The sequence below is a fragment of the Mycobacterium sp. SMC-8 genome (assembly GCF_025263565.1).
Classification (GTDB): Bacteria; Actinomycetota; Actinomycetes; order Mycobacteriales; family Mycobacteriaceae; genus Mycobacterium.
In genome coordinates this window covers 5,113,193-5,139,790 of the sequence record NZ_CP079865.1, presented here as the reverse complement: position 1 = coordinate 5,139,790, position 26,598 = coordinate 5,113,193, and the positions used below count along the sequence as shown (strand labels likewise).

The following is a 26,598-nucleotide window of genomic DNA, read 5'->3' as shown; positions in this document are numbered from 1 at the left end:
CGAGCAGGTGTTTGATCATGTCGGTTCCTCCTAGAGTCCGAACAGTTGGCCGCCGTAGTAAGTGACCAGGCGCAGGGAGAAATATCCGTAGAAACAAGCCGCGAAGATCATCACGCCGAGCCGGAATCCGCCGAGCCGAATGGGTACCGGCAGCGCGCGCCGGTTCAGCACCATGACCAGGATGGTGTAGACGAACATGACCACACCGCTCAGTGCGGCCGAGACCACCAACAGCACCAGCGGCTGGTTGAAGCCCGCCAGGATGATCGTGCATCCGCAGGTCACCAGGATCCACACGGACAGCGCGTAGATCTTGCTTTCTGACCACCGCGGGTTGTCTTTCAGGTACACGGTTTTCAGCACGTCGGCGACGATGCGGCAGGGGTAGTCAACGTTGGCCAGGGCCGTCAGCAGCAGCCCGCCGCCCCCAACCACCCAGAACAGGGTGCCGAACCAGCCGCCGACGGTTTCCTTGAGCGCCTCACCCATGCCCTGGATAAAGACCAGATCGCCCGACCCGGGGACCTCGCGGTTGAACACCGTCTGGTAGGCGACCATCGACAGAACGAAGATGGACAGGATTGTCAACAGCCAGAACGAGATCAGCTGTTCGACGTTGGCTACTCGCCACCAGCTACGGAAGCGGCGCAGGTTTTCCTCGTCCTGGCGGACCATGCTGCCGGTGGCCGTCGCGGCCACGTCCTCACCGGTGACCGGCGAGACCACACGCGGGATGTGGGCTCCCATGCCGAAGCCCTTGTCTCGAATCCAGTTGCTTTGCGCCAGATTCGACAACGCACCCGCACCGGCGAAGGCGATGGCGCCGAGCACCACGGCCGGGCTGAGACCCTCCGGGATGGCGCCGAGGCCGGTGCCGATACCGCTGACCGCAGTGTGCAGGTCACCCCAGGCCTGCGGTCCGATGGCTGTGGTGAGTGCGACGATGAGAAAAGCGACAACCGCGACCACCTTGAAGGTCTCGATCTTTTCCACCGTGTTGTAGACGACAGGGGAGAGGGTCAACGTGATGGCCATGGCTATGAGCGCTATCACCGCCACCCAGGAGGCGGTCCGGCCTTCATAACCGAGGGCGAAACCCAGGGTGGCCGCACCACTGGTGGCCCAGCCCGGCCAGACGATACAGATGAACGCGCAGACCGCCATGATGGCGCCCCACGGTTTCCACAATCGGACGAATCCGGCGATTGCCGTCTCGCCGGTGGCCAGCGTCCACCGCTCGATTTCCATGTTGAGGAAGTACTGGACGGTGACGCCCACGATGGCTGCCCACAGCATCACCAGACCGACCTTGGAGGTGATGTACGGCCACAGGATGTATTCGCCGGAACTGACGGCCAGCGCCGTCATGATGATCGACGGTCCGATGACCTTTTTCAGCTTGGGCGCCTCCGGGATGTCCTTGTAGGGCATCGGCGGCAGGAACTTCGACGGTGGTTCGGGCGCGTAGGTGGTGTCCGTGTGGGACATGGCTTGTCCTTTGTTGGGAGGACCGCCCGGTCGCGTCGTCACAGGCCCGGGGCGAGGTAGACGGTCTTGGTCTGGGTGAACGCGGCCGCACTGGTGTAGCCGATCGAGAATGCGCCCACCCCCGATTGTTTCACCCCTCCGAACGGCACGTGCGGTTGCGAGATCGTCCCGTGGTTGACGTGCACCATTCCGGCACGGGCCTCCCGCGCGAAGCGCATCGCCACCGACATGTCGCGCGTGAAAACGACTGCGGCCAAACCGAAATCAGTGTCATTGACCACGTGGATGGCCTCGTCGACGTGGCTGACTCTGGTCACGGTCAGCACAGGACCGAAGATCTCCTCGCGGGCCACCCGCATCTGCGGAGTCACCTGGTCCAGGACCGTCGGCGCATAGTAGAGGCCGTCGGGGACGGGGCGGACCGCCGAGGTGCGCACCGCACCGTCGGACAGTCCCAGATCGACGTAGCCGCTGACCCGCTCGTACTGGTTGCGGCTCACCAGCGGGCCCACCTGGGTGGCGGGGTCGGTGGGATCGCCGACCACCAGGCCGTCCCACACTGTGCTGACGGCCTCGACGAACCGGTCGGCGATGGCGTCGGCGACGATGACCCGGCTGATGGACGTGCACCGCTGACCGGCCGCCTGCACCGCGGCAGAGGTGATGTGGCCGATCACGGCGTCGAGGTCGTCGGCGGATTCGACGAATGCGGCGTTCTTGCCGCCGAGTTCGAGCTGCACCTGCCCGAGGCGGGCGGCCACGGCCAGGTTCACGGACCGGCCGACGGCGGTGGATCCGGTGAACGACACGGCGTCGACGCGGCGGTCGTTGACCAGCGCGTCACCCACTGTGGAGCCATGACCGCACACGACATTGAGCACGCCCGCGGGGATACCGGCCTCACGCGCCAGATCGGCCAGGGCCAGTGCCGTCAGTGACGTCTCCAGAGCCGGCTTGAGTACCACGGTGTTACCGGTGACCAGGGCAGGGGCGAGTTTGCGCAACGGCGCCACGGCGGGGAAGTTCCACGGCGTGATCGCGGCCACCACACCCAGCGGTTCGAGCTCGGTGTAGATCAGCTGACCGGGGGTGCGACTGGGGATGGTGGCGCCGGACAGCCGGGTGCCTTCGGCGGCGGCGAACTCGGCCTCCATGCGGGCACGGCCCAGCTCGCCGCGCGACTCGGCCAGCGGCTTGCCCATCTCGCGGGTCATCAACGACGCCAACTCCTCGGCGTGCGAGGCGATGAGGGCCATCCACTCACGGATCAGGTCGCCCCGCACGGGCGCGGGCGTGGCCTGCCACTGCCCCGTGGCCGCCACAGCGGCGTTGAGGGCCGAATCAATCTCTGCGGCAGTGGCTTCCGGTACCAGGCCTACCAGGTCGTCAGGGTCGGCGGGATTGCGGCACTCGTGGGTGGTGGTGGCCGGTGATGGTCGGTTGTCGATGAAGTTGGCCGGCGTCTTGATCCGCTCGGCGATGGATGTGGTCATGCGTCGATCCTTTCGGCGTCAGTGGCGGGAACGAGGTGAAGCTTGTCGGCCCAGGGGCGTACCCAGTGGCCGTTGTCGATGTCGCGGGTGAAGGACTCCTCGCGAGCGGCGATGGCGCGGGCCTCGGCCGCAATGTGGTCGGCGTCGGCGACCGGCACCACCACCACGCCGTCGCGGTCGGCGACGATCAGATCGCCCTGATGAATCACACTGCCGCCCACCGTGATCCGGCCACGAATCTCACCCGAACCGTCCTTCCACGGGCCGTGCGGGCAAACCCCTTTGGCGTATACCGGCAGGTCGATGTCGCGCAACTCGGGCAGATCGCGGATCACGCCGTCGATCACCACCGCCTTCGCGCCCTTGGTCGCGGCGTAACGCAGCAGCAGTCCGCCTGCGATGGCGCGGTCCAGCGCGCCGCCTGCGTCGACGACCAGAATGTCACCGGGGCGGACCAGATCGGTGGCCCGGTGCACCACAACGTTGTCGCCGGGCTCGGATCGCACGGTGTGGGCCGGACCCACGACATGAGTCGCGTCATCGACACCAGAGAGCGGCACCAATCCCACGGCGCACCCGCTGCGTCCGCGCGCGTCGGAGACGCAGCCGGTGGGCAGGCCGTCGAATAAGGCGAGCACCGCGGGGTCGGGCGGGTCCACCTCGGGATACAACAGGGCGCTGCTCATCGGTCCAGTCCCGGGTTGATGACGGCCTTCATGACGGAGCCGGCCCGGACATCGGCCATAGCCCGGTTGACGTCGGACAGGGCGTACTCCGTGGCGATGCTGCGGACGTCGAACCGTTCCAGGACCGCAGGCAGGAGCTGCACGTAACGGATGTAGTGCCGGGCCGAGAACCCCCAGGAACCATGTACCCGCAGCTGCTTTCGCGTGATGTAGTGCGGATTGATCGGCGTGGCGCCGTTGTCGGTGTACTGGCCGATCACGCTGTACTGGGCTCCCGGGCGGCACAGGTCGATGCCCTGGGCAACCGCCGCGGGCACACCCGCACACTCGAGCACCACGTCGGCACCGAGTCCGCCGGGGGTCAGCGCGCGGACGGCCTCGGCGCGTTCGGCGGCATCACTGCCGTCGGTGACATCGAAGTAGTCGTCGGCCAGTCCCAGCGCTTCGGCCTGTTCCAGCCGGGCGGCGGGCCCGCCGAGCATGATGATCCGCTTGGCGCCGACGAGGCGGGCATAGATCGCCGCGGCGACGCCGACCGGTCCGCTGCCCTGCACCACCACTGTGTCGCCGACCCCGATGGTGACCTCGTCCAGAACACCGTGCACCGCGGTCGGGCCCGCGCAGCCCAGTGGGATGACATCGCGCGGCTCCACCCCGGACGGCAGCTTCACCAGGACGGTGCCGGGCTGGAGATAGATCTGATCGGCCCAGCCGCCGGAAAGGTGGGGGAAAACATCTGCCGACTGGTTGATGCCGTAGATGCGGCGCGAACCCACGCACAGCGTGGGCTGCATCTCGACCAGGCAGTACTTGCAACGCCCGCAGGAGATGTTGTTCAGCCACGACACCGCGTCGCCCGGGGCCAGCGGTTGGCCGAGCACGTCATGGGTGAGTCCCTCGCCGAGGGTGTTGATATAGCCCGTGGCTTCGTGGCCGAGCACCACGGGAACCGGAATCGGCAGCTTTCCTCGCTGCAGATGGAGGTCGGTGCCGCAGATGCCCGCGTAGGCGATGTCGACGATCGCCGACATCGGTTGGGGCTCTGGGACATCGAACATGGCGACTTCGACGTCGGTCTCGAACTTCTGCAAAACCGCGGCACGGCTCTTGGTCATGTACGCCCCTCCAATTTGTTCCTATATGCGAACCCGGTTCGAAATAAGGTACCATCGCTGTGACGCGGGGCACAAGCCAGGAACGCCGGCATCAACCATCACAGGAGGAGGACAGACCTATGTCTCAGTGCATCGACTCAGCTCAGGTACTGCTGGAGGTCGCGAGGCGACATCTCGGCACCGCGGTCGACACGCTGGCGGACAGCACCCGGAACGCCGATGGCCGCGTCGATCAGCAGGCGCTCGACGCCCACCAGGTGGACCTGGCCGACGTGGCACTGGTGGCGTGCCTGCTGGGGGCCGGGGAATCGCTGGCCCGCCGTGCCGCCGCCGGCACCGCCGGGCCGAACGGTGACGCGTTGGCCCTGGGCTTCGCCGGATATGTTGCCGGCGAGGTGCTGTCGAAGTCTGCAGGGCGCCACACGTTGTGGGGTGGCGGGGTGGAGTTCCCGGCCCGCGCGCTGGCGGAGGCCCGCGACGTCGGGCTGCTGACCGCGATTGCCGCCGGGCTACCACCGCAGGGATATCGTGACCTGCCGATCGGGGAGGATCTGGACACCGCACGCGCGGTGTTCCGCGATTTCGCCCGGGATCGGATCGAACCCTTCGCGGAAGCGCTGCACCGACACGACCAGGACATCCCCGATGCGATCATCGGCGAGCTGGCTGCCATGGGGTTCTTCGGGATGGGCATCCCCGAGGAGTACGGCGGTTCGGCTACCGGGGGAGACTCGGCCCACAGCCACGACGACCTGCTGGCCATGCTGGTGGCCACCGAGGAGATCACCCGCGCCTCGATGGGACTGGCGGGCCCGTTTGTGACCCGCCCCGAGATTTTGGCCACCGCGTTGATGAAGGGTGGAGACCCCGCCCAGGCCAAACGGTGGCTGCCTGATGTGGCAGCCGGCGAGAAGATGGTTGCGGTGGCGGTCACCGAGCCCGGATACGGTTCTGATGCAGCAAATCTCACGGTGCGCGCCATCCGCGACGGTGACCACTACGTGATCAAAGGGGTCAAGACCTGGTCGACATTCAGCGGCCGCGCCGAATTGTTGCTCGTGATGGCTCGTACGGGGACTGCCGAACAGCGGCACAAAGGCTTGTCGCTGTTCGTGGTGGAGAAGCCCGCATTCACCGGTCACGCCTGGACCTGGGACAGCCCACACGGCGGACGTCTCGAGGCGCAGGCAATCCCCACCATCGGCTACCGGGGTATGCACAGTTTCGAGATCAGTTTCGATGACCTACGGGTGCCGGCGGACTGCCTGATCGGCGGCGACGACGGACTGGGGCGGGGCTTCTATCTGCAGATGAACGCGTTCGCCAACGGCCGGACCCAGACGGCGGCTCGTGGCGTCGGACTGATGAAGGCAGCTCTGGGTGCGGCATTCCGCTACAGCCACGAGCGTGCGGTGTTCGGCCACCTTCTCTTCGATTACCAACTGACGCAATGGAAGTTGGGCATGATGGCCTGCCACGCGGCGGCCTGCCAGGCCTACGCCTACGATGTGGCCGATTTGTTGGCGGCAGGCGGTGGCCAGCTCGAGGCCTCGATGGTCAAGTCGGTGGCCTGCCGCTCCGCCGAGTGGGTGACTCGGGAGGCGCAGCAACTGCACGGCGGCTACGGCTATGCCGAGGAGTACCCGGTGTCGCGATACTTCCTCGACGCGCGGGTGCTGGCGCTGTTCGAGGGGGCCGACGAGACGCTCGCGCTGCGGGTCATCGGCCGCGGGCTCGTCGAGCGTGCGCCGGCGCGGTGAACCCCTCTGCCATGAGGGTGTTGATCGCCCTTGACAGTTTCAAAGGAAGCATTGATTCGGTGGCGGCGGGCGTAGAGATAGCCAACGGCTGGTCGCGCCGCCGGCCACGCGACATCCTCGAGGTCCTCCCGACCGCCGACGGCGGGGAAGGTTCTGCCGCAGTGATCGAAACTGCGAACCCTGGCTCGCAGTGGTTTTCGACGCCGGTCGAAGGTCCGGACGGCACCATGGTCGAGGGCTCCTGGCTGCTCACACCGTCCGGGACAGCGGTGGTGGAGGTGGCCTCGGCGTGTGGCCTCCCGCAGCGAGGGTCGGCCTCCGCGCTGACGGCCTCGACGTACGGGGTGGGTGAGTTGCTCCGACACGCGCTGGATCACCCGAGTGTGCGGCGAATCCTTGTGCCACTGGGTGGATCAGCGGCCACGGACGGTGGAGCTGGGGCGCTGGAAGCCCTCGGTGCGCGTCTCCTGAATGCCCGCGGTGAGGCGGTGCCGAGAGGCGGAGCGGCCCTGACAGAGGTCTCCCAAGTGGCCGGCGGCATCGTCGCCCCGCCGCCGGCAGGTGTGACGTGCCTGTACGACGTGGCCTCACCGCTGCTGGGAAACAACGGAGCGGCGCGACAATTCGGTCCGCAAAAGGGAGCATCGCCGGACGAGGTGGTGCAACTGGAACGCGGACTGTCCCGATGGGTCCAACTGCTCGGCGGTGGAGCCGACAAGCCCGGAACGGGGGCAGCCGGTGGCACGGGCTACGGACTAGCGCAGCTCTGGGGGGCAGAGCTGCGAGCCGGTGCGCCGGCCCTCGGGGATATCGTGGGTCTTCCGGATGCCATCGACAGAGCCGACATCATTGTCTGTGGCGAAGGTCGATTCGATGATCAATCGTTCCAAGGCAAAGCAGTAGGCCACATCCTCGGCCTAGCGGCTCCCACCCGTCGCCGGGTCATGCTTGTTGCCGGCTCGGCTGACCAAACAGCCCTCGACCGGGTGCAGCAGCACAATCGGGGCGGGTTCAGTGACGCTGTATGTCTGGCGGACCTCGCCGGCGGCGTGCAGATGGCCATTGCCGACCCGGTTACGTGGCTCAATCGGGCCGGCGAAGCATTGGCCGTCGCCGTCGAGCAGGGTTGCGGGAATGGAGCATCGAGGTGAGTCGACGTAACCGGTCGGACCAGGGGCATCTCGGATGGTTTCGACATGCTGTGGCCGAGTACCTGGCAGGCTGGAAATGCACGCCAAATGTGCTGCAGTCAGTGGCTGTCGGCGAGTTCGTCCCCGCCCGTGTAAGCGGATCCGCGACACCCGTTGGGCGAGTTGAATGTCGACCACGATGAGGCATTCACGAATGCCATTGGTCGGAACTGACGGTAACCTCGAGATCGGTTACGTCGCGCGCCATTACGGCGATACGTCACAGTGACGTAATCGTGCTCGCGAACCATGACAATAGTTGGGCTGGGGACCTCGGCGCGGTTCGAGCCTGTTGTCCGTTCTCATTGATTCTGGGGCATTCTCATTGAATCTGGGGTAAGTGCGTGTCTTTCTCATTGAATCTGGGGCACGAGGCTTAGCGTTTATGTGTGCTGACGTCGGCTGTTTCGGCTGGGCCAGGTGTAGCGAGTGCAGTGGACTTGGAGTTCAACACCCGCGAGGGATGCACGCGGCAATCGCTGGACCGATGTGCTGCAACCCGGTTTGAGTTGGACTGTTCACCAGTGCGGAATTTCCCCTCGTTTCGAGGTCAGCGTAACTTTCCCGGGCTGTGGTGGTTCGCCACAACCGGCGCACATGTAGGTCACGAGTCCTGGGTAGAACGTGACCAGTTGATGGCGTTGGATGCCGATCCGGATGTTGTTGGTGTTATGTCGCAACCATTTTGGATTCATTGGCGTGACGGCACGCGGCATGCTCCTGACTACTTCGTGCGGCGCCGCGATGGATCTGTCGTCGTAGTCGACGTTCGTGAGGACGACCGGATCTCTGACGCTGATCGGGACGTGTTCGATCGGTCTGCCGCCACGTGCGCGATGGTCGGTTGGGATTACCTGCGTGTCGGTTCCCTCGATCCAGTGCTGCGGGCGAATCTACGTTGGTTGTCGGGTTATCGGCATCCGCGAGTATTGAAGATCGGTTTGGCTGATCAACTGGCGGAGGTCTTCGCTCGGGTCCGTCCGTTGATGGCTGGTGTGCACGCGGTCGGGACTCCTTTGGTGGTGCTGCCCGTACTGTTTCATCTGCTCTGGCACGGCCGTTTAGTTGCCGATCTGCAAGGAGCGGCACTTGGCGACGACACGGCGATTGGCCTCGGGACCGGGTGGTGACCTGACGTGCGAACGGGTGTCGTCCGAGAGGGAGACGAAATCCGTTTATCAGCAGGTGTTTTCACCGTCGTAACCCTGTCGGGCGGATCAGCTCGACTGGTTGACGCTGTCGGCGAGCAGATTGTGGTGCCGCTCTCGCAGCTGATGGTTGATCCGGCATTGGAATTGGTGTCGGGGTCGCGACCGCCACTGTGTTCTGAGGAAATGCTGGCTGGCATTCCCGAGGCAGCCGTCGAGCAAGCACGGTGGTGGGAGCGCCACATCGTGGAGATCCTCAGCGGCCGCCCGCCTGGGACGGCCGCGGGCATTCGTCCCCGCCCAGAGTTCGACACGGCGAAACGATCTCTGCGGCAGCGTGAGCTGGCCAAGTTGGACGAGCTGCGTGCCGCCGGCCACGACGTGAGTCGGAATGCGTTGCAGCGTCGCCGATTTGCCTACGAACGGGACGGGCTCCTGGGAGTGGTTGACGGGCGCCATAATCGGCGGCGCGCGGTATTCGGCCGTGTGGACGACCGTGTCGTCGCCGCGGTGCGGGATGCGATCGAGGGCGAGACCGACCTGTCAACGGGAACGGTGCAGCGTCTGCAACGGCGGGTCGCCAAGACGCTGGTGGCCACCTATGGTGCCGACGACGCGCCCGCGATGCCGTCGCAGCCCACCTTCTACCGGCTGGTCAAGCGCCTCGCGGAAGGACGGCACACGTTCGGGTCAGCACGGACGCGGCGATCGCTGTCCAAGCAGCCCGATGGCCCATTCGGGTCGATCACCGTGGTGCGCCCCGGCGAGATGGTGGAAATCGATTCAACCCTTCTGGATGTACGGGTAGTGCTCGATGACGGCATGGTAGACCGAGTCGAGCTGACTGCGATGGTCGACAACGCTACGCGGTCCATCCCGGCCGCGGTGCTGCGACCGACGACCAAAGCAGTGGACGCGTCACTGCTCTTGGCGCGGGCATTGACGCCCGAACCGATGCGCCCGGGATGGGCCGATGCGCTGCGGATGTCCCGGTCGGTACTTCCGCACCACAGCCTGACCAGTGTCGATCAGCGCCTGGCCGATGCTGCGGCCAGGCCGGTGATCGCTCCCGAGACGATCGTCTGCGATCACGGGAAAGCGTATCTGTCCCAAACATTTCGGCAAGCGTGCTGCACATTGGGGATCAATCTGCAGCCGGCTCATCCCGACTGCCCGACCGATAAGCCGAAGATCGAGCGGACATTGCAGTCGGTGGGCACCCTGTTCGCACAGTACGTGGCCGGTTACGTCGGTTCATCGGTGGAGCGGCGTGGGAAAAACGCCGAGGACGACGCGGTGTGGTCGATGATTGAGCTGCAGGCGCTGCTGGACGAGTGGATCATCGCGGTGTGGCAGAACCGCCCCCACGATGGCCTGCGGGATCCGGTGACGCCGGGGAAAGCGTTGTCTCCCAACGAGAAATACACTGCCCTCGTTGAGGTGGCTGGCTATGTACCGGTCCCACTGGACGCCGACGACTATATCGAATTGCTTCCCGTGCAGTGGCGCACAATCAACAGTTACGGGGTCCGGATCAACCATCGCACCTATGACGCCAAGGCGCTCAACCCATACCGGCGCCAGCATTCCGGGGTCGATGCCCGTAACGGACAGTGGGAAGTGCACTACGACCCGTATGACGTGTCGAGGATTTGGGTGCGCAATCACCACGAAGACGGATGGCTGGCCGCGACGTGGACGCACCTTCGGTCCTCGCCGGTGCCGTTCGGCGAGACACTGTGGCGCCACGCCCGCTCCGTAGCCGACCGCAGAGGGGCCCAGAAGACCCAGGAAGCGGAGATTGCGGCCATCGCGGAGGACTTGCTGGACCGCGCCGCCGCTGGGCCGCAGCAGCAGACGAAAGCCGAGCGCCGAGTGACTGGACGGACCAGCGCCGCGAGCGCCGGCCGGGACTGGCCGGACCCGACGGAATCATCCGAACATCATGGCCCGTCACCGTCGGAACGGGCCGCCGACAACGAGACTTTCGACGATGACGGCGAGATGGCGGAGGTCATACCCCTGCCGGTGTTTGATGCACGCAAGGAGGCCCAAACGTGGCGACTGTGACCGAGATTGCGGCGGTGGGTCAGTTAGAGGATCGCCGCCAGCCGACCACGACGCTGGAGGGCTGGCGGCGTTTTGTTGATGCCGATCCGCCGGAGTTCACGTTGCTCGCCGACGACGAGTGGGCCAGCCTCGGTGAGGACGAGCGGACGGCCTACAACGAGGCCCGGGTTGCGCATCATTCGGAGCTGGTGGTGGTCACCACGTCGGCGATCGAAGCGATCACCCATCAGGGCCGGCTGTTGACATTGCTCAACCAGCGCGAGATCGGGGCCCGGCGCGGGCTGATCATCTCCGGCGGGGCAGCGACGGGGAAAACTACGGCGATCAAGCAACTGGGTCGGTTTCACGAATTGCGCACCCGTGCACGGTTTCCCGGCGATGAGAGCCGGATTCCGGTGGTGTATGTGACGGCCCCGCCGAAAGGGTCGCCCCGCAAGTTGGCGATGGAGTTCGCACGGTTTCTGGGGCTTCCCACGCTCAATCAGCGGATGAACGTGACCGATATTTCCGATGCCGTGTGCCAGGTGCTCATCGATGCCCGTACCGACATCGTGGTGGTCGATGAAATCCACAACCTCAACCTCGACACCCGCGCCGGCGAAGAACTGTCCGACCACCTCAAATACTTCACCGAGCATCTGCCTGCGACATTCGTTTACGCCGGGATCGAAGTGGAACGCTCGGGGCTGTTCACCGGCACGCGGGGACGGCAGTTGGCCGGCCGTTGCGGGGTGATCCACACCAGCGCATTCCCCGACGCCAAGGAGTGGCGACAACTCGTCGCCGCCATGGAAGGTACCTTGCGTCTGCATCGACACGAACCGGGAAGCCTTGTCGCCCAGGCCCGTTACCTGCACCGCCGCACCGGCGGGATGATCGGCAGCCTGGCCCACTTGATCCGGGCTTCAGCAATCCAAGCGATGCTCGACGGCACCGAGCACATCACCCGCGAGGCCATGGACGATATTTTGATCGACTACGCCGCCCACACGGCCGCGGCCCGCACGGCCAGCTGACGTGGCAACTGTCAGGCCGTGGCCGCGCGGACCACGCCAGCGGCTCCCGCGAACGATCGCACCGTTCCGTTGGGAAGCCGTATCGTCCTACATCGACAGGCTGGCCCGCGCCAACCATATCGGCGTCTCCACACTGCGCGGCCATGTCGCCGAATCATGCGCAGCCCGGCCGCGACCGGACTGGTTGGCCGTCGTCAGCGGCCAACCTGAGCAGGTAATCCGGTCCCGTCTCTGCGGGCTTGCTGGCGACCCCACCGCGCTCAAGCAATATCTCCGCCGCCCTTTGTGTCAAAGATGTATGGCACGCAAGGGAATACACGAACCCGTCTACTGCTACCTGCCTGCACATGTCTCCGTATGCCACCGTCACCGACGCTGGATCGGTTCACCAACGCGCGTTCTTGACGACCAGGTGGATCTTCGTGACCGGCCCACGGTGCTCAGTGCCGGGCGCACGCATCGGCGCTTGGCCCGTCAGTATTCAGAGGTCGACCTTCATGACGCCTTGGGCGACGCCCGCCACATCCTGGTCTTCTGGGCTCACGCAGAGCGTCACGTGGCGGCGGGGATTCTGCAGAATGGCCTAGAAGCGCACGTGGTGGCCTACCCCGATGTGATCGCCGTAGCCGCAACATTGCTCACAGCTCGCCCTCGGGTTGAACAGCCCAGGACGCCAACGGAACCCGCCTGGCCGACGCTACTGCTCGACCGCATCAACGAACGCACCGGCGCCCACCATGCCGACGCCACCCCCGTCGAGCAATGGGCGCAGTACCGACGCCTATTCGCCACTGCCGTATTGACGACACGCTCAGACGGCGCAGAACTGGCGTGTCGCGCTTAGGGGTCGGCAGTCTTGAATGTGCCTTATCAGTAAGGCACTTGTGGTGTGCATCTGACTGTGTCCGACGGTTGTATCTATCGGCTTTCTAATCGTTAGGGACAGTGGTATCTGGCTGGGTGTATCGGCCGGTGAATCATCACCGGCGGCGCTGCTTGCCGGTGATTGGCCGGCGGTGGGTGGTCCAGTACGCGGCCACCGCGCTGACCACCACAGCGAAGGCGGCAATGACGCTGGCCGGGAGGGCGTGGTCCTGCAGCCATCCGGTCGCGGTGGCCGACCAGCCGGTGAGCAGGTTGCCGCCGCTGGCGGTGTGCCCGGTGGCCGCGGGCAGCCAGTACCACGCGAGGTAGGCGCCGGTGGCGATGAGGACAACGGCGGTGACGCGGGTCCCGTGGCGGGCGAGGATACCCAGATGCCGGGTCAGGGCCGTGCCGGCGATGGCGGTGCCGACGCTGACCAGCATCAAGATGGTGGCGGCACCGGCTGTGTATGCGGTGAACACTGCCAGCAGACCGCCCCATCCGCTGGTGGCCTGGGCCTGGGCGATCACCGCGAGCAGTACCCCGAAGGTGCAGGACAGTGACGCCAGGGCGTAGCCGATTCCGGCCGCGAGCACACCACCGGCTGTTGGGGAGTCCGGCCGATGACGCGTCCGGGCAGGCATACGCAGACCGATGGTGCGGCCGGTGAGCATGAAGCCGCCCAAGATGGCCAGGGTGAGCCCGATCGTGATCCCGAGCCAGGGAGCAGCCGTCACCAGGGTCCGGGCACCGGCACTGATCGCGATACCGGCGAGGGTGAGGGTGCCGGTGAACCCGATGGTCAGGACGGCCCCGGTGCGCAGTGCCCGGGCCAGCCGCACGAGCACCGCATCGGTGCCGCCGGTGGCGATGGTGCCGGTGATCCACGCCGGTAGCAGCGCGAACCCGCAGGGGTTGACCGGGGCGAGCATGCCAGCGGTAAACGCGAGCGCGAGCAGGTTCACCGTGCGGCGCTGCTGCCGAGGGCGGCCAGGATCTGATCCTGGGACGGGGCGTGGCCGCGGTAGCTGATCTGCCCGGACGGGTCGATGACGAGGGCGGTGGCCGGCGCGGTCACCTGGTAGCGGCTGGTCAGGGCCCCGTTAGTATCGACGACCGCGGGCAGGCTGGTGCCGCCGATCTGGTCCAGGAAGTGGCGAACATCGGCGGGTTTCTCGGTGGGGACGATGTCGACGGCTAGGAACTTGGCGCTGCCTCCGGCTTTCTCCACGGCCGCCCGAGCAGCGGCCAGGGATTTACCGCCGCCGACGCATTCGCCGCACCCGTAGGAGAAGAACAGGATCGCGGTCGGGGCGGCAGCGGGCAGTTCGACGGTTTTGCCGTCCACCGTGGTCAGTGTCGCCGCCGTCGCCTGGGTTGTGGCGTTGGCGTGTGGCGGTGAGGTCGGATTGCTGGTTGTGGCCGATTGGCCGCACGCGGTCAGCGCGCCCGCTGCCAGCATCACAGCCGTAACGCCCGCCCACCTGTGGGGTGTAAACGAACGCGTTTCAGACATTGTCGATGCTTCCTTTCGTCAGGTCGTCGAGCGTGTGCGTCGCGGGTGAATGGCTGTCGGCGGGACAGCAGTGATCGCCGCGTTGACCGCGGCGGGCGAAGGCGACCACAGCCGCCAGCAGCAGCGCGACGGCTGCCCCGATGACCCATGGATTCTCGAGCAGTCCACACACGGCGGCGAGCGCGCCGCCGGCGATCAGGACTGGCGCGGCGCAACACAGGGCCGTCACCAGCACCGCTGCCGCACCCAGCAGCACGGGATTTCTTCGTGGACGTTGATTCATTGATTTCTCCTCATCAGGTTGGGTGCGGCTGGTCAGCTGCAGCAGCCGGGGTGGGCAGTTGGCGGGGTATGGAGCTGGGTAAGGATTTGTGTGGTCAGGGCTGCGCCGAGTTGGTGGGCCTCAGCGACGCTGACGATCTGACCTTCGGGGTGCTCGGCGAGCCACGGCGCGGCGTCCTGCGCGCAGGTGAAGTAGTGCACCTGGTTGCAGAATGAGGACCGGATCGAGGTGAGGTCGTCGGGGTTGACCAGCGAGACCACCGCGGTCTCGGGCTGCACGCTGGTGACACCGTTTTCGCCGACCGAGACCCTGATCGGGTGCCCGCTGACGGGTGATTCGGATTCGATGCTGGCGGGCCGGTCCAGGATGGTGGGAAAGATGAGGGTGTCCAGGGCGCACCAGGTGTAGAGCTCTTGGCCGGCCACGGTGAATCGGTGGCGGGTCGGGCGCAGGGTCAGGCCCTGGCCGACGATGCGGCCCTGCTCGTCGTATTCGGTGTCGGGTACCGCGGCCAGACGCCGGGTCACCTCGTCAACCGGGAGGCCGACGGCCGCGGCGAGCGCCTCCACGGTGACCGGCTCGCCGGCGGCGAGCAGCCGCAGCAACGGCACCAGCATCGTCGGGTCGAGCCCGGACTCTTCCGGAATGGTCAGGCGGTCAAGGAAATTGGGCATCAGGAACCTTTCGAGTGAGCCATGCGTCAGGATGCGCAGCAGGACAGTCGGGACATATCGGCGCTGAAGGACTGGGCGGCGATTTTGATGCCTTCGGCCATGGTCAGATACGGGGCCCAGGACCCGGCGACCTGGTCGACGGTCATCGCGGCGTCGAGGATGTAGACCGCGGCGGCGGCGATCTCGCCAGCATCCTTGGCGACGGCGGTGATGCCGTGGATGCGGCCGGTGCCGGCGTCGGCGACGAGTTTGATGAAACCGCGGGTGTCTCGGTTGACCACCGCACGCGGCACATGTTTTAGCGGCAGCACCCGGCAGTCGCACCGTGTCCCGGCGGCGAGGAGCTCGGCCTCGGTCGTCCCGGCCGCACCGACCGCGGGGCTGGTGAACGTCACGCGGGGCAGATGGCGGTAGTCGACCCTGCGGCCGGCGTCGGTGAAGATGTTGTCGGCGACCATCGCGCCGTGATGGGCGGCGACGTAGACGAACTCGCGGTGCCCGGTCACGTCGCCGGCCGCCCAGATCCGTGGGTTCGACGACTGCAGCCCGTCGCTCACCACGACCTCGTTGTTCTCGCCGGTTTTGACCTGCACCGCTTCGAGATTCAGGCCGTCGGTGTTCGGACGGCGGCCGGTGGCGACGAGGACTTTCGCGGCACGGAACTGCTGCGTTCCGCCGGTGATGGTCGCGGTGACCGTGACCTGATCGTCGGCCTGCTCGACCTCGCTCACCGTGGCGCGGCGCACCACCCGGATGCCGTCGTCGGCGAACACCTCCAGCAGCGCCATGCCGACTTCCGGCTCTTCCTTCGATGCCAGCGTGGAGCGGACCAGCACCGTCACCGTTGACCCGAGCCGGGCGAACAGTTGCGCCTGCTCCAACGCGACGTAGCCGCCGCCGATCACCAGCAGCGACTCCGGGACCTCGGTGACTTCCATCGCGGTGGTCGAGGTCAGGTAGGCGACGCCCTCGAATGCGGGCGGGATGACTGGGTTCGCGCCGGTGGCGATCAGGTAGTGCTCGGCCTCGATGGTGGCATCGCCGACCTCGATGACGGGCGCGTCCGGGGTTCCGGCGAACCGCGCTTGGCCCTGAATGCGCTGCCAGCCATACGATTCGGCCACGTTGAGGTACTTCTCTGAGCGCAGCGACTCCACCAGATCGTGCGTGCCGGCGATCAGGGCCGCCATGTCCACCGGGCCGGCCGTGGTGGCGATCCCCGGGAACCGGGCAGTGTCGGCTGCGGTATGCCGGGCCTCGGCCGCTGCGATCAGGGCCTTTGACGGCACGCAGCCGGTGTTGACACACGTGCCACCGAAGATGCCGCGCTCGATCATGACGACGGACTTGCCGAGCGCGGTAGCGCGGATCGCCGCGGCCATCGCCGCGCCGCCGGAACCGATGACCGCGAGGTCCAATCCCTGACTCATGCACCCATCCTTGACCTTCAAGTAGGCTTGAAGGTCAAGTGTTCTGAGGAGACATCGTGAGAATCGGGAAGCTCGCCGAGGCGACCGGGGCCACCACCGCGACGCTGCGCTACTACGAAGACGAAGGCCTGCTCCCGCCCGCCGAACGTTCCCCGGCGGGGTATCGCGACTATGCCGCCGACACGATCGCCCGGGTCGGCTTCATCCGACGGGGACAGGCCGCCGGGTTCAGCCTCGCCCAGATTCGGCAGATCCTCGACATCCGTGACAGCGGCCACGCGCCGTGCACGCACGTGCGCGACCTGCTCGACATCCGACTGACCGACCTCGACGAGCAGATCAGCGCACTGGTGGCACTGCGCGAGACCATCGCCCGGCTGCGGCAGGGCGCCGAAAGCGTCGACCCGGAATCATGCAGCGCCGATGACGTATGTCGATACCTCTAGGAGCCACCTCCGTGGCACCGGAGGCATGTATTTCGTCAAGTCCGTTGACCCCGGCAGTCGTCATGAATTTCCGCCCCACTGGAGGTCGTTGGTGCGCGGGAGCGCGGGGTCTGCTGAGCAGTAGGCTCACCCGATGCGGTGGGATTTCACTCGAAGCTGGTCGCATTGGCCGTGCTGAGCCCAGCCACACTCGTTCAGGCGATCGCCACCTTCGCCATCACCAATATCGACGACATCGTGGTCCTCGCGGTGATGTTCGGCCAGGCGCCCGGTCATCGTGGCGCAGCCATCCGAGTGACCGCCGGTCAGTACCTCGGCTTCACCGCCATCTTGGCAGTTTCGGTTGGCGGCGCACTCCTGGGTGCCACGCTGCTTCCTCCAGCCGCACTGCCGTACTTCGGGCTGCTGCCCATCGTGTTGGGGCTGCGGGCGGCATGGCTGGCCTGGCGGGATCGCCGCACCCAACCGGCGCCGACCGATGATCCCGCAACACTGTTGACGCCTGGCACCTGGCAGGTCGCAGTCATCACCTTCGCCAACGGCGGCGACAACATCGGCGTGTACGTTCCGATCTTCGCCGTCTCAACGATCGCCACCATCGGTGTTTACATCATCGTGTTCCTCATCGGTGTGGCCATCTGGTGCGCGGCCGGCCGATATTTCGCCTCCCACCCGATCATCGCCAAAGCACTCTCACGCTGGGGCCACATCGTTCTGCCCGTTGCACTGATCACAATCGGGGCCCTCATCCTCATCAAAGGCGGAGCGTTCGCCCTCTAGCTCGGAGCAACTTCACCACTCAGGGCCAGGAGGCGCTCCTGCATCGGCATGTGTTGGCGTTCAACCACTTTGGTGATGTCCCGGCCCGTATCCGCTATGACAATCTAAAACGGGCGGTGGCCAAGGTGCTCAAAGGCCGCAGCCGGCACCCGAACTACCAACACGAGCGAGCGCACCACAGAATCATGATCGTGTGTCACGAGAGACACGATCACAGTAGTTATACCGAAGACGTACCCGAGCCAACGGAATCGACAGGAGACCATTCCGGCTACCCTGCTGCGCTCGCAGCCGGGCGCGGAAGCAGGGTTGCCCCAGATTCAATGAGAAACGTCGCGATCGAAATTCTCATCCAATCTGGGGCAATGCAGGTCAGACTAGTAAATGTGCCCCAGATTCAATGAGAACGGACATGTCCGTTCTCATTTGATCTGACACAGGACCAGTGAGCTGAACTGCGGTGTATCAGATCGGATGAGAATTCCACTTGACCAGCTTTATCAGCCGATCTGATGCACGACCGAATTCGTCTGCGACGCTCGCCGCGACCGGGAGCAGCTCCGAGAATGGCTGTCACGAATGCGCCCCTTTCGCTAAATCGGCTTCGATGGTTATCATCGTTGTGTGACGATGAATAAGCGGGACACCTGCCTGGCCGGCAACACGTCCGACCTCGATGCCGCGGTGGCACTGTTCCACAGTCTCTCCGATGCGACGCGGTTGACGATCGTGCGCCGCCTGGCTGACGGGGAGGCGCGAGTTGTCGATCTGATCGGTGAGCTGGGGTTGGCGCAATCCACCGTCTCCGCGCACGTGGCGTGCCTGCGGGACTGTGGGCTGGTCACCGGCCGCCCAGAAGGCCGTCAGGTGTTCTATTCCTTGTCTCGCCCCGAGCTGCTGGACGTGCTCGCTGCGGCGGAAACGCTGCTGGCGGCCACCGGCAACGCGGTGGCGTTGTGTCCCACCTATGGAACCGGCGCCCGGGGTGCGGCGATCGACACCGAGGAGACGCGGCAATGAGCGATGCCTGTGGCTGCGGCAGCGACGAACCCCGCAGCGCCGAGGAGCAGGAGCGTGAACCCGAACGGCTCTGGCAGATCACAGAATTGCAGTTCGCCGCGCTCTCCGGGGTACTGCTGCTGGCGGCGTTGATCGCCAACCTGGTCGGCGCCGCCGACCCGGTGGTGCTCACGTTGGAGGCAGCGGCGCTGCTGGCCGGCGCCTATACCTTCGTGCCGTCCACCCTGGGGCGGCTGGCCAAGGGCAAGATCGGGGTCGGCACGCTGATGACCATCGCCGCCGTGGGCGCGGTGCTGCTCGGCGAGGTCGGTGAGGCCGCGATGCTGGCGTTCCTGTTCTCCATCAGCGAAGGCCTGGAGGAATACTCGCTGGCCCGCACCCGCCGCGGACTGCGCGCACTACTGTCGCTGGTGCCCGATGAGGCCACCGTTCGCCGCGACGGCACCGAAACAACCATCGCGCCAACAGAATTGCGCATCGGTGACCTCATGGTCGTCAAACCCGGAGAACGAGTCGCCACTGACGGCATCATCACCCGGGGCCGCACCGCCCTGGACCTCTCGGCCATCACCGGCGAATCAGTGCCCGTTGAAGCCGGCCCCGGTGATGAGGTGTTCGCCGGGTCGATCAACGGAGCCGGCGCCCTCGAAGTAGAAGTCAGCACCACCGCCGAGGACAATTCCCTGGCCCGCATCGTGCGCATCGTGGAAGCCGAGCAGTCCCGCAAGGGCGCCGCCCAACGTTTGGCTGACCGCATCGCCAAACCCCTGGTCCCCGCCGTGATGATCGCCGCCGCCCTGATCGCCGTCGCGGGGAGCCTGCTCGGTGACCCCGCCACCTGGATCGAACGCGCTCTGGTGGTGCTGGTCGCCGCCTCGCCCTGTGCTCTGGCGATTTCGGTACCGGTCACGGTCGTCGCCGCCATCGGCGCCGCCAGCAAGCTGGGCGCCCTGGTCAAAGGTGGCGCCGCGCTGGAAGCGCTGGGCAGGATCCGTGGGGTCGCCCTGGATAAGACCGGTACCCTCACCGCCAACCGGCCCACCGTCATCGAGGTGGCCACCACCCCCGACGTCACCCCCGAGCACGTCCTGGACCTCGCGGCCGCCGTAGAGGCCCGCAGTGAACACCCCCTGGCCGCGGCGATCCTGGCCGCCGCCGGCACCGTCACCCCCGCCGCCGACGTCGAGGCAGTCACCGGCGCCGGACTCACCGGCCACCGCGACGGGCACCGCATCCGGCTGGGCCGCCCCGGCTGGCTCGACCGAGGTCCGCTCACCGCCGAGGTCACCCGGATGCAGCAGGCCGGAGCCACCGCCGTCCTGGTCGAAGACAACGGACAGGTGATCGGTGCCATCGCCGTGCGTGACGAATTGCGGCCCGAGGCAACCGAAGTCATCACCCAGCTGCGCCGCGACGGCTACCAGGTGGCGATGCTCACCGGCGACAACCACGCCACCGCGGCCGCCCTGGCCCGCGAAGTCGGCATCGACACCGTGCACGCCGATCTGCGCCCCGAAGACAAAGCCCGACTGATCGAACAGCTCCGCACCCAGCGCCCCACCGCGATGGTCGGCGATGGCGTCAACGACGCCCCCGCACTGGCTACCGCCGACCTCGGCATCGCGATGGGCGCCATGGGCACCGACGTCGCCATCGAAACCGCCGACGTCGCACTCATGGGTGAAGACCTACGCCACCTGCCACAAACATTCACCCATGCCCGCCGCGCCCGACGGATCATGCTGCAAAACGTCGGCCTATCCCTCGGACTGATCATTGTGCTGATGCCGCTGGCTTTGTTCGGGGTGCTCGGGTTGGCCGCCGTCGTGCTCGTCCATGAACTCGCCGAAATCGTGGTCATCGCCAACGGTGTGCGCGCCGGCCGCACCACAGCACTGACCGCACTCACCGCACAGCGGTCAACCAACCTAGCCACCGCGACCGCAGTGGGTGCCCCGTCGTGACCACCGATGGCACACACCCATGATCCTGTCGTCGGTTCTGCCCGCGATCGGGCTGTTCATCGTCACCAACATCGACGACATCATCGTGCTTTCACTGTTCTTCGCCCGCGGCGCAGGACAACGCGGGACCACCTCCCGGATCACCGCCGGCCAATACCTGGGATTCGCTGGAATTCTCGGCGCCGCCGTCCTCGTGACCCTAGGTGCGGGCGCATTCCTGCCGCCCGACGTCATCCCGTTCTTCGGACTCATCCCCCTCGCCCTGGGACTGAAGGCGGCTTGGCAAGCCTGGCGCGGAAACGGTGACGATGATGGTGACGCGAAGGTTGCGGGCAAGACCGTCAGCGTCTGGGCGGTCGCTGGCGTGACCTTCGCCAACGGCGGCGACAACGTCGGCGTCTACGTCCCGGTCTTCCTCAGCGTCGGACACGCAGCCGTCGTGGCCTACTGCGTCGTCTTCCTTCTTCTCGTCGGGGTGCTGGTGGTCATCGCCAGATATGTTGCCACCCGCCGCCCGATCGCGGAGATCCTCGAACGATGGGAACACATCCTGTTCCCGATTGTTCTGATCGGACTGGGTATTGTCATCCTGATCGGCGGCCTAGCTTTCTAGCTCGTCTAGTATTTCCATCTACGTATGCCTCACGGTCGGCTGGCAATGGGTTTTCCTACGAATATGGTTGCAAGATAAAGACTTTTGCATCAGGTATGAACGATCATTGATTTATCGCGGGACTTCCGGATGATCTGCTGGTTGTTCAGCCAGCCGTCGAGGGCCGCGGTGGTCGCCGTCTCATCCTCGGCGCCGAACACTGCGTTCGCGGCTGCCAAGAGAGCTACGCGGGCGACACTGGGATCGCCGGTGCGGTTCAACAATGCTGGCCGCTGGTCAATGATGACTGCGGCCATCCGGACTGTTTCGACGTAGGTGGCGATGTGCAGGTTGACCGTTGAGATGCTGGCCCATCGCCCCCGTAATGCGATACCGGTGGCCGCGCTATCACCGAGACCGTCATCCCGTCGGAATCGGCGCTGCCGCAGCACTATACGTGATGCGTCGTTGATCGCTAGCTCAACGATGTCGGGGGCATTGCGCTTGGCCAGGGCATGATGTGCCCTGGCAGATCGGGCAACAGCTGGATGGTGTTTCAGTGACATCTGATCGTCCCATCGCTGGGCGGAGGGGCCAATCCAGCGGCCGTGGCGATGACAGACGGTGAGGTGGTCGGGCAACCAGCAATGGACCGGCTGGGGCACCCCTCGCCGTGCTGTGCAGTACCGGCAAATCGGGCGGGCACGTGCCCGCTGGCGGGTGAGATCACGTTCATCAGCGGTCAGGCCCCGCAGTCGGGCGCAGAGGACATGTCGTGGGTAGCCGCTGAGGCGGGCGAGGCGCTCAGGGTCGACGTAATGGCTCTCGCGTGCGGCGTAGTCGCGCAGGCTTTGGGGTGGGATTCTGTTGGCGTGGGCGAGTCGGGTGGTGAAGGAGTACACGGTCTCATCGCGAAATGCGGTGACTGACTGCGGAAGTGGTCGTGGTGGGAGTCGGGGCCAGTCGGTGATCACTGCTATCCGGCGCTGCGTTGGGCTGAGGCCTGAGCCGCGTAGTCGATGAGGACGCTGTCCAAGCCCTCGCGGTCGATGTGTTCGGTGTGGTCCAGCATTGCCCGGATGGCTGCCGAGCGGATGAGGTGGGCGAGGCTTCCGATCATTCCGCCGGTGCGCTGGTGCAGGTGTTTCGTCTGGCGCACGAGCGTGCCCGGCTCGTGTCGGTGCAGTCGCAGGGTTCCCTCCATCGCGGCGACCAGAGCCCGCCACTCCTGCCCATACGGGAAGGCCGCTGTGTTGATGACACCGCAGCGCCCGGCAAGCTGGCGGCCGCGAGTACCGGTAAACACTCCGGAGCGTTCGACGTCAATGCCGGCGTAGACGAAGGTCGCGGGCAGGTGTTCGGTGAAGTACTTGAGGTGATCGGAAAGTTCTTCTCCGGCACGGGTATCGAGATTGAGGTTATGGATCTCGTCGACGACCACTATGTCGGTACGCGCATCGATGAGCACTTGGCACACCGCGTCGGCGATATCGGTGACGTTCATCCGTCGTACCGGTGGAAGCCCGAGGAAGCGGGCGAATTCCATTGCGAGCTTGCGTGCTGAGCCCTTCGGTGGAGCGGTCACGTAGACGACAGGGATGCGGGTTTTGTCCGAGTAACGGGTGCGGATCCGAAGTTCGTGGAACCGGCCGAGTTGTTTGATGGCCGTGGTCTTTCCGGTGGCTGCGCCACCGGAGACGATCAGCCCTCGCCGGGCGCCGATCTCGCGTTGATTCAGCAAAGTGAGCAGCTGACCCTCGTTGGTGATCTTCTGGATCGCCGAGGTGGTCACCACGACGAGCTCGGAATGGTGGGCCACCCTGGCCTCGTTGTAGGCGATCCGATCAGCATCGTCGAGATCGGACCAGTCTTGGTCGGGCAGCAAGGTGAATTCAGGCCGGTCAGCGTCAATGAACCGTCGCCACCCTTCCAGGGTTGTCGTCGGCTGCCGGCGCTCCTCGAGTTGACTGATCGGACTCACCAATGCCACTGCTCGGCCTCCTTACGTGCGTCGAACACCGGCAACGGGATGACATCAGCAAGATCGTCATCGTCGGAGTTCGCTGGCCTGTCGGTGCTCACCTCAGACGGTTCCTGGTTCTGGTTGGTGCCCTCGACACTGGGGTGTGGCCAGGACGGCTCGGGGATGGATCGGGCCCTGGCGGCTGCGCGTCGAGCTGCTGGCGGGTCCTGCTGGGTGTCGGGGCCGCGTTCGGCACGGTCCAGCAGGGCGTCGGCCGCCGCCGCGATCTCGGCTTCGGTCACCGGATCTGCGCCCCTTTCGGCGACGATCGCTTGGGCCTGTTTCCACACGGTGTCCCCGAACGGCACTGCAGCGGTGCGCATGTGGGTCCAGGTCGCGGTGATCCAACCGTCGTCGTGGTGATTGCGAACCCAAATCTGAGAGACGTCATAGGGGTCGTAATGAACCTCCCACCGGCCGTTGCGGGAACGAACCCCAGAGTCGACTCGCCGGTACGGGTTCAATGCCCGGGCATCGTAGGTCCGGTGATTGACCCGGATACCCGCTGAGCCGATGGTGCGCCACGTCGCGGGCAACAACTCGATGTAAGCATCAGCGCTCAGAGGCACCGGGACGTAACCAGCGACTTCGACCAGGGCCGCGAACTTCTCGTTCGGCGTCAGCGCTTTGCCCGGGGTCACCGGGTCACGTAGTCCGTCGTGGGGACGGTTCTGCCACACCGCGACGAGCCACTCATCGAGCAACGCCTGCAGTTCCACCAGCGACCACACTGCGTCCTGGTCGGCGTTCTTGCCGCGACGTTCCACGCTGGAACCGACATACCCGGCGACATACTGGGCGAACAATGTACCCACCGACTGCAGGGTGCGTTCCACCTTCGGTTTGTCGGTGGGCTGATCCGGATGAGCGGGTTGCAGGTTGATGCCCAGTGAGCAGCACGCCTGCTCAAATGTCTTGGAGAGAAACGCTTTCCCGTGATCACAGACGATGGTCTCGGGAGCGATCACCGGGCGAGCCGCGGCATCGGCGAGCCGTTGATCGATATCGGTCAAACGCCGATGCGGCAACACCGAGCGTGACAACCGCAACGCATCGGACCAACCCGGGCGCATCGGCTCTGGGGTCAGCGCCTTGGCCAACAGCAGCGCGGCATCGACGGCCTTGGTGGTGGGCCGCAGAACTGCCGCCGGGATCGAGCGGGTGACGTTGTCGACCATGGCGGTCAGCTCCACCCGATCGACTACACCGTCGTCAAGGACCACCCGCACGTCCAGCGGGGTGGAGTCGATTTCCACCATTTCACCGGGACGGGCCGCGGTTACCGTGCCGAAGGGGCCGTCGGGTTGCTTGGCCAATGACCTGCGAGTACGGGCGGAACCGAAGGTGTGTTTGCCTTCCTCCAGGCGTTTGACGAGCCGGTAGAAGGTCGCCTGTGACGGGGCCTTCGGGGCGTCGTCGGGACCGTATTCGGCCAACAGCGCCTTCTCCAGCTTGCGCTGAAGTCTGCTCACCGTGCCGGTTGATAGCTCAGTTTCGTTGTCGATCAGACGCCGGACCACGGCAACGACACGCTCATCGACACGGCCCAACACTGGACGTTTGGCGAGATAGCGGCCGTCCACCAATCCCAGAAGACCTTTGGCCTCGTAGCGAGATCGCTGACGCTGCAGGGTGATCAACGCCAGATCGTGACCGGCTGCTCGAAGCTCCTCAAGCTTGGTCAGCTCCCTCTGGCGAAGGGATCGGACCGCCGGATCGAACTCTGGCCGGATTGGCTGCCCAGGCGGACTTTCGGGTCGGCGCCCGGTCAATACCTCAACGATGTGCTGCTCCCACCATCGTGCGCGATCAGCGACCTCCTCGGGGACACCTTCGAGCGCCTCAACAGACCACAGCACCGGTCGTGACCCCGCCAGAACCTCCAGAGTCGAATCGGCCAATACCATCGACAGGGGAACGGTTGTGCGTTCACCAACAGCGTCGACAAGCCGTACCGATCCTCCGGCCAGACTTGCGACCGTGAAAACCCGTGAACCTAGACGGATTTCATCGCCTTCACGGATCACACCGCCTCGAAGCGAACTCATAACGCTGCCGCGCTCACTGCCGTCCGATCGTCGAGGACCGTCCGGGACAGATCGACCACCAAGCGTCGATGCCAGAGCAGATGGAACAGCACAGGCAGCACCACCAGCGGGTCGCCCACCGCCGTCGCGCCCTCCAGAAGGGGCTGCTCGCGGGCGAAACAGCTCAACAGTTCTGCCGCCACGCCAGGTCGCAACGCTCTCGGATGCCGGTACCCAGACAGCCACCGCAGGTTCGCCGCCAGCACAGGGTCCAATACACCGACGCGCCGGTACTGCCAGCCGGCCGCAATGCACACGACCTCCGAGCGGGCGAACAACTCCGCATCAGACTCAGGAATCCGGTCATCGGGACGAACATCGACGATCACGACCGTGCCGTCGGATCTGCGAGCGTAGTAGTCGGGCACATGATGACGGCCATCGGGCCATCGCAGCCGAAAAGGTTGGGAGGCAACGCCAACGGTTTCAGGATTAGCATCCAATGCCATCAGCTGATCCCGCTCAACCCACGATTCATAACCGATGTGCCGGCGCGTCGTCGCGAACCACCACAGCCCAGGAAAATTCCGTTGCCCACGAAACGACGGAAACGACCGCACCGGCTCGCAATCGACATCGAACCGGATCCCATGAGCCAACTCCAATGGAAGACGGGAAGTCCCATCCACGTCGGCTACCTCAAACACCGCATCGCACCGGCCCGCGGCAACAGCATCACCGGCCAGCATCGACATGCCCAGAACGGTACCGGCTGTATCAGATCAAATGAGAAAGGCGCGCCGATGTGTCACATCAAATGAGAATGCTTCAGATCGGATGAGAACTGACAGGACACCTGTGGCCTCAGAACTCTGAGTGCGTCTGCGCCGCATCGCCGAAGGGGCGTTAACGTCACAGTGACAAATTGATCGAGCGACCCCAGGTTATCCGGGGGCCGTGGTTGTCGGCCCGTGTCGGATTGTTCTCGACCCTCAGTCGTCCCGGTCCGGTGC

At 65.6% G+C, this 26,598-nt stretch carries 23 protein-coding genes and 1 pseudogene; 10 read left to right on the top strand and 14 right to left on the bottom strand.

Annotation, left to right across the window (positions count from 1 at the left end; all coding sequences use genetic code 11):
• Positions 1-30: 30 nt before the first annotated feature.
• The 4 genes from KXD97_RS24795 to KXD97_RS24780 are packed head-to-tail and all read right to left on the bottom strand — an operon-like array spanning position 31 to position 4,782.
• Complete coding sequence (locus KXD97_RS24795; protein WP_260753101.1) at positions 31-1,488, bottom strand: Nramp family divalent metal transporter; 1,458 nt, start codon at positions 1,486-1,488, stop codon at positions 31-33.
• A 38-nt stretch (positions 1,489-1,526) separates the two neighbouring features.
• The gene (locus KXD97_RS24790) at positions 1,527-2,981 is read right to left on the bottom strand and encodes an aldehyde dehydrogenase (protein ID WP_260753100.1); all 1,455 of its coding nucleotides are present in this window, start codon (positions 2,979-2,981) and stop codon (positions 1,527-1,529) included.
• The gene (locus KXD97_RS24785) at positions 2,978-3,667 is read right to left on the bottom strand and encodes a hypothetical protein (protein WP_260753095.1); all 690 of its coding nucleotides are present in this window, start codon (positions 3,665-3,667) and stop codon (positions 2,978-2,980) included. The genes KXD97_RS24790 and KXD97_RS24785 overlap by 4 nt, the downstream gene beginning before the upstream one ends.
• Positions 3,664-4,782, bottom strand: a complete 1,119-nt coding sequence (locus KXD97_RS24780; RefSeq protein WP_260753093.1) for a zinc-binding dehydrogenase — start codon at positions 4,780-4,782, stop codon at positions 3,664-3,666. The genes KXD97_RS24785 and KXD97_RS24780 overlap by 4 nt, the downstream gene beginning before the upstream one ends.
• A 119-nt stretch (positions 4,783-4,901) precedes the next feature.
• On the opposite strand from KXD97_RS24780, the gene KXD97_RS24775 reads away from it, so the two are divergent.
• From KXD97_RS24775 to KXD97_RS24755, 5 genes are all read left to right on the top strand, one after another.
• Entirely contained in the window at positions 4,902-6,542 is a 1,641-nt protein-coding gene (locus KXD97_RS24775; RefSeq protein WP_260753088.1) for an acyl-CoA dehydrogenase family protein, read from the top strand.
• 11 nt (positions 6,543-6,553) lie between these two features.
• Positions 6,554-7,693, top strand: a complete 1,140-nt coding sequence (locus KXD97_RS24770; protein WP_396884553.1) for a glycerate kinase — start codon at positions 6,554-6,556, stop codon at positions 7,691-7,693.
• Between the two features lie 428 nt (positions 7,694-8,121).
• Positions 8,122-8,862, top strand: a complete 741-nt coding sequence (locus KXD97_RS24765; protein WP_260753086.1) for a TnsA-like heteromeric transposase endonuclease subunit — start codon at positions 8,122-8,124, stop codon at positions 8,860-8,862.
• 123 nt (positions 8,863-8,985) lie between these two features.
• Positions 8,986-10,950 carry a Mu transposase C-terminal domain-containing protein gene (locus tag KXD97_RS24760; protein WP_005148662.1) on the top strand — a complete coding sequence of 655 codons (1,965 nt, stop codon included), beginning with the start codon at positions 8,986-8,988 and terminating at the stop codon, positions 10,948-10,950.
• Positions 10,938-11,966, top strand: coding sequence for an ATP-binding protein (locus KXD97_RS24755; RefSeq protein ID WP_005148661.1), 1,029 nt, complete (start codon positions 10,938-10,940; stop codon positions 11,964-11,966). The genes KXD97_RS24760 and KXD97_RS24755 overlap by 13 nt, the downstream gene beginning before the upstream one ends.
• Before the next feature lie 980 nt (positions 11,967-12,946).
• On the opposite strand, the gene KXD97_RS24750 is transcribed toward KXD97_RS24755, so the two are convergent.
• From KXD97_RS24750 to merA, 5 genes are read right to left on the bottom strand one after another with little or no spacing between them, the layout of a single operon-like run.
• The gene (locus KXD97_RS24750) at positions 12,947-13,795 is read right to left on the bottom strand and encodes a cytochrome c biogenesis CcdA family protein (protein ID WP_005148659.1); all 849 of its coding nucleotides are present in this window, start codon (positions 13,793-13,795) and stop codon (positions 12,947-12,949) included.
• The gene (locus tag KXD97_RS24745; protein WP_260758140.1) at positions 13,792-14,292 is read right to left on the bottom strand and encodes a redoxin domain-containing protein; all 501 of its coding nucleotides are present in this window, start codon (positions 14,290-14,292) and stop codon (positions 13,792-13,794) included. The genes KXD97_RS24750 and KXD97_RS24745 overlap by 4 nt, the downstream gene beginning before the upstream one ends.
• Before the next feature lie 46 nt (positions 14,293-14,338).
• Entirely contained in the window at positions 14,339-14,602 is a 264-nt protein-coding gene (locus KXD97_RS24740; RefSeq protein WP_235660419.1) for a hypothetical protein, read from the bottom strand.
• Positions 14,603-14,661: 59 nt separating this feature from the next.
• On the bottom strand, positions 14,662-15,303 hold the full coding sequence (gene merB, locus KXD97_RS24735) for an organomercurial lyase MerB (protein WP_005148656.1): 642 nt from the start codon (positions 15,301-15,303) through the stop codon (positions 14,662-14,664).
• A gap of 26 nt (positions 15,304-15,329) precedes the next feature.
• Positions 15,330-16,733: a mercury(II) reductase gene (gene merA, locus KXD97_RS24730; protein ID WP_005148655.1), complete on the bottom strand. Its 1,404-nt coding sequence runs from the start codon at positions 16,731-16,733 to the stop codon at positions 15,330-15,332.
• Between the two features lie 56 nt (positions 16,734-16,789).
• Between merA and KXD97_RS24725 the strand changes: the two genes are divergently transcribed.
• The 5 genes from KXD97_RS24725 to KXD97_RS24705 all read left to right on the top strand — a co-directional run bounded on the left by KXD97_RS24725 (position 16,790) and on the right by KXD97_RS24705 (position 21,556).
• Entirely contained in the window at positions 16,790-17,179 is a 390-nt protein-coding gene (locus KXD97_RS24725; RefSeq protein ID WP_005148625.1) for a heavy metal-responsive transcriptional regulator, read from the top strand.
• A 138-nt stretch (positions 17,180-17,317) separates the two neighbouring features.
• Positions 17,318-17,959, top strand: coding sequence for a cadmium resistance transporter (locus KXD97_RS24720; protein ID WP_079481877.1), 642 nt, complete (start codon positions 17,318-17,320; stop codon positions 17,957-17,959).
• Positions 17,960-18,583: 624 nt separating this feature from the next.
• Positions 18,584-18,979, top strand: a complete 396-nt coding sequence (locus tag KXD97_RS24715; protein WP_063840634.1) for a helix-turn-helix transcriptional regulator — start codon at positions 18,584-18,586, stop codon at positions 18,977-18,979.
• A complete protein-coding gene (locus KXD97_RS24710; RefSeq protein WP_011891568.1) occupies positions 18,976-20,943 on the top strand; it encodes a cation-translocating P-type ATPase in 1,968 nt (655 codons plus the stop codon). Before KXD97_RS24715 ends, KXD97_RS24710 begins: the two co-directional genes overlap by 4 nt.
• Before the next feature lie 19 nt (positions 20,944-20,962).
• Positions 20,963-21,556: a cadmium resistance transporter gene (locus tag KXD97_RS24705; RefSeq protein WP_011894055.1), complete on the top strand. Its 594-nt coding sequence runs from the start codon at positions 20,963-20,965 to the stop codon at positions 21,554-21,556.
• A gap of 89 nt (positions 21,557-21,645) precedes the next feature.
• Here KXD97_RS24705 and KXD97_RS24700 read toward each other — a convergent pair whose 3' ends face one another.
• The 5 genes and pseudogenes from KXD97_RS24700 to KXD97_RS24680 form a co-directional block, all read right to left on the bottom strand.
• Entirely contained in the window at positions 21,646-22,101 is a 456-nt protein-coding gene (locus KXD97_RS24700; protein WP_232491329.1) for a hypothetical protein, read from the bottom strand.
• Positions 22,102-22,152: 51 nt separating this feature from the next.
• Positions 22,153-22,509 (bottom strand): annotated as a pseudogene (locus tag KXD97_RS24695) (hypothetical protein); the annotation flags it as partial.
• Between the two features lie 2 nt (positions 22,510-22,511).
• Positions 22,512-23,525: a TniB family NTP-binding protein gene (locus KXD97_RS24690; RefSeq protein ID WP_011891572.1), complete on the bottom strand. Its 1,014-nt coding sequence runs from the start codon at positions 23,523-23,525 to the stop codon at positions 22,512-22,514.
• The gene (locus KXD97_RS24685; protein ID WP_036372924.1) at positions 23,513-25,465 is read right to left on the bottom strand and encodes a Mu transposase C-terminal domain-containing protein; all 1,953 of its coding nucleotides are present in this window, start codon (positions 25,463-25,465) and stop codon (positions 23,513-23,515) included. The genes KXD97_RS24690 and KXD97_RS24685 overlap by 13 nt, the downstream gene beginning before the upstream one ends.
• Before the next feature lie 137 nt (positions 25,466-25,602).
• Positions 25,603-26,334 (bottom strand): TnsA-like heteromeric transposase endonuclease subunit, encoded by a 732-nt coding sequence (locus tag KXD97_RS24680; protein WP_235718637.1) that lies wholly within the window; start codon positions 26,332-26,334, stop codon positions 25,603-25,605.
• Positions 26,335-26,598 lie beyond the last annotated feature (264 nt).

What these genes read in the sequence shown, in the direction of transcription:
- KXD97_RS24770 (WP_396884553.1), top strand. Translation starts at nt 6,554, where the DNA reads ATGAGGGTGTTGATCGCCCTTGACAGTTTCAAAGGAAGCATTGATTCG.
- merA (WP_005148655.1), bottom strand. Translation starts at nt 16,733, where the DNA reads ATGAGTCAGGGATTGGACCTCGCGGTCATCGGTTCCGGCGGCGCGGCG.
- KXD97_RS24700 (WP_232491329.1), bottom strand. Translation starts at nt 22,101, where the DNA reads ATGTCACTGAAACACCATCCAGCTGTTGCCCGATCTGCCAGGGCACAT.
- KXD97_RS24680 (WP_235718637.1), bottom strand. Translation starts at nt 26,334, where the DNA reads ATGCTGGCCGGTGATGCTGTTGCCGCGGGCCGGTGCGATGCGGTGTTT.
- KXD97_RS24775 (WP_260753088.1), top strand. Translation starts at nt 4,902, where the DNA reads ATGTCTCAGTGCATCGACTCAGCTCAGGTACTGCTGGAGGTCGCGAGG.
- KXD97_RS24785 (WP_260753095.1), bottom strand. Translation starts at nt 3,667, where the DNA reads ATGAGCAGCGCCCTGTTGTATCCCGAGGTGGACCCGCCCGACCCCGCG.
- KXD97_RS24780 (WP_260753093.1), bottom strand. Translation starts at nt 4,782, where the DNA reads ATGACCAAGAGCCGTGCCGCGGTTTTGCAGAAGTTCGAGACCGACGTC.
- KXD97_RS24745 (WP_260758140.1), bottom strand. Translation starts at nt 14,292, where the DNA reads ATGCTGGCAGCGGGCGCGCTGACCGCGTGCGGCCAATCGGCCACAACC.
- KXD97_RS24705 (WP_011894055.1), top strand. Translation starts at nt 20,963, where the DNA reads ATGATCCTGTCGTCGGTTCTGCCCGCGATCGGGCTGTTCATCGTCACC.
- merB (WP_005148656.1), bottom strand. Translation starts at nt 15,303, where the DNA reads ATGCCCAATTTCCTTGACCGCCTGACCATTCCGGAAGAGTCCGGGCTC.
- KXD97_RS24710 (WP_011891568.1), top strand. Translation starts at nt 18,976, where the DNA reads ATGAGCGATGCCTGTGGCTGCGGCAGCGACGAACCCCGCAGCGCCGAG.
- KXD97_RS24790 (WP_260753100.1), bottom strand. Translation starts at nt 2,981, where the DNA reads ATGACCACATCCATCGCCGAGCGGATCAAGACGCCGGCCAACTTCATC.
- KXD97_RS24795 (WP_260753101.1), bottom strand. Translation starts at nt 1,488, where the DNA reads ATGTCCCACACGGACACCACCTACGCGCCCGAACCACCGTCGAAGTTC.
- KXD97_RS24685 (WP_036372924.1), bottom strand. Translation starts at nt 25,465, where the DNA reads ATGGTATTGGCCGATTCGACTCTGGAGGTTCTGGCGGGGTCACGACCG.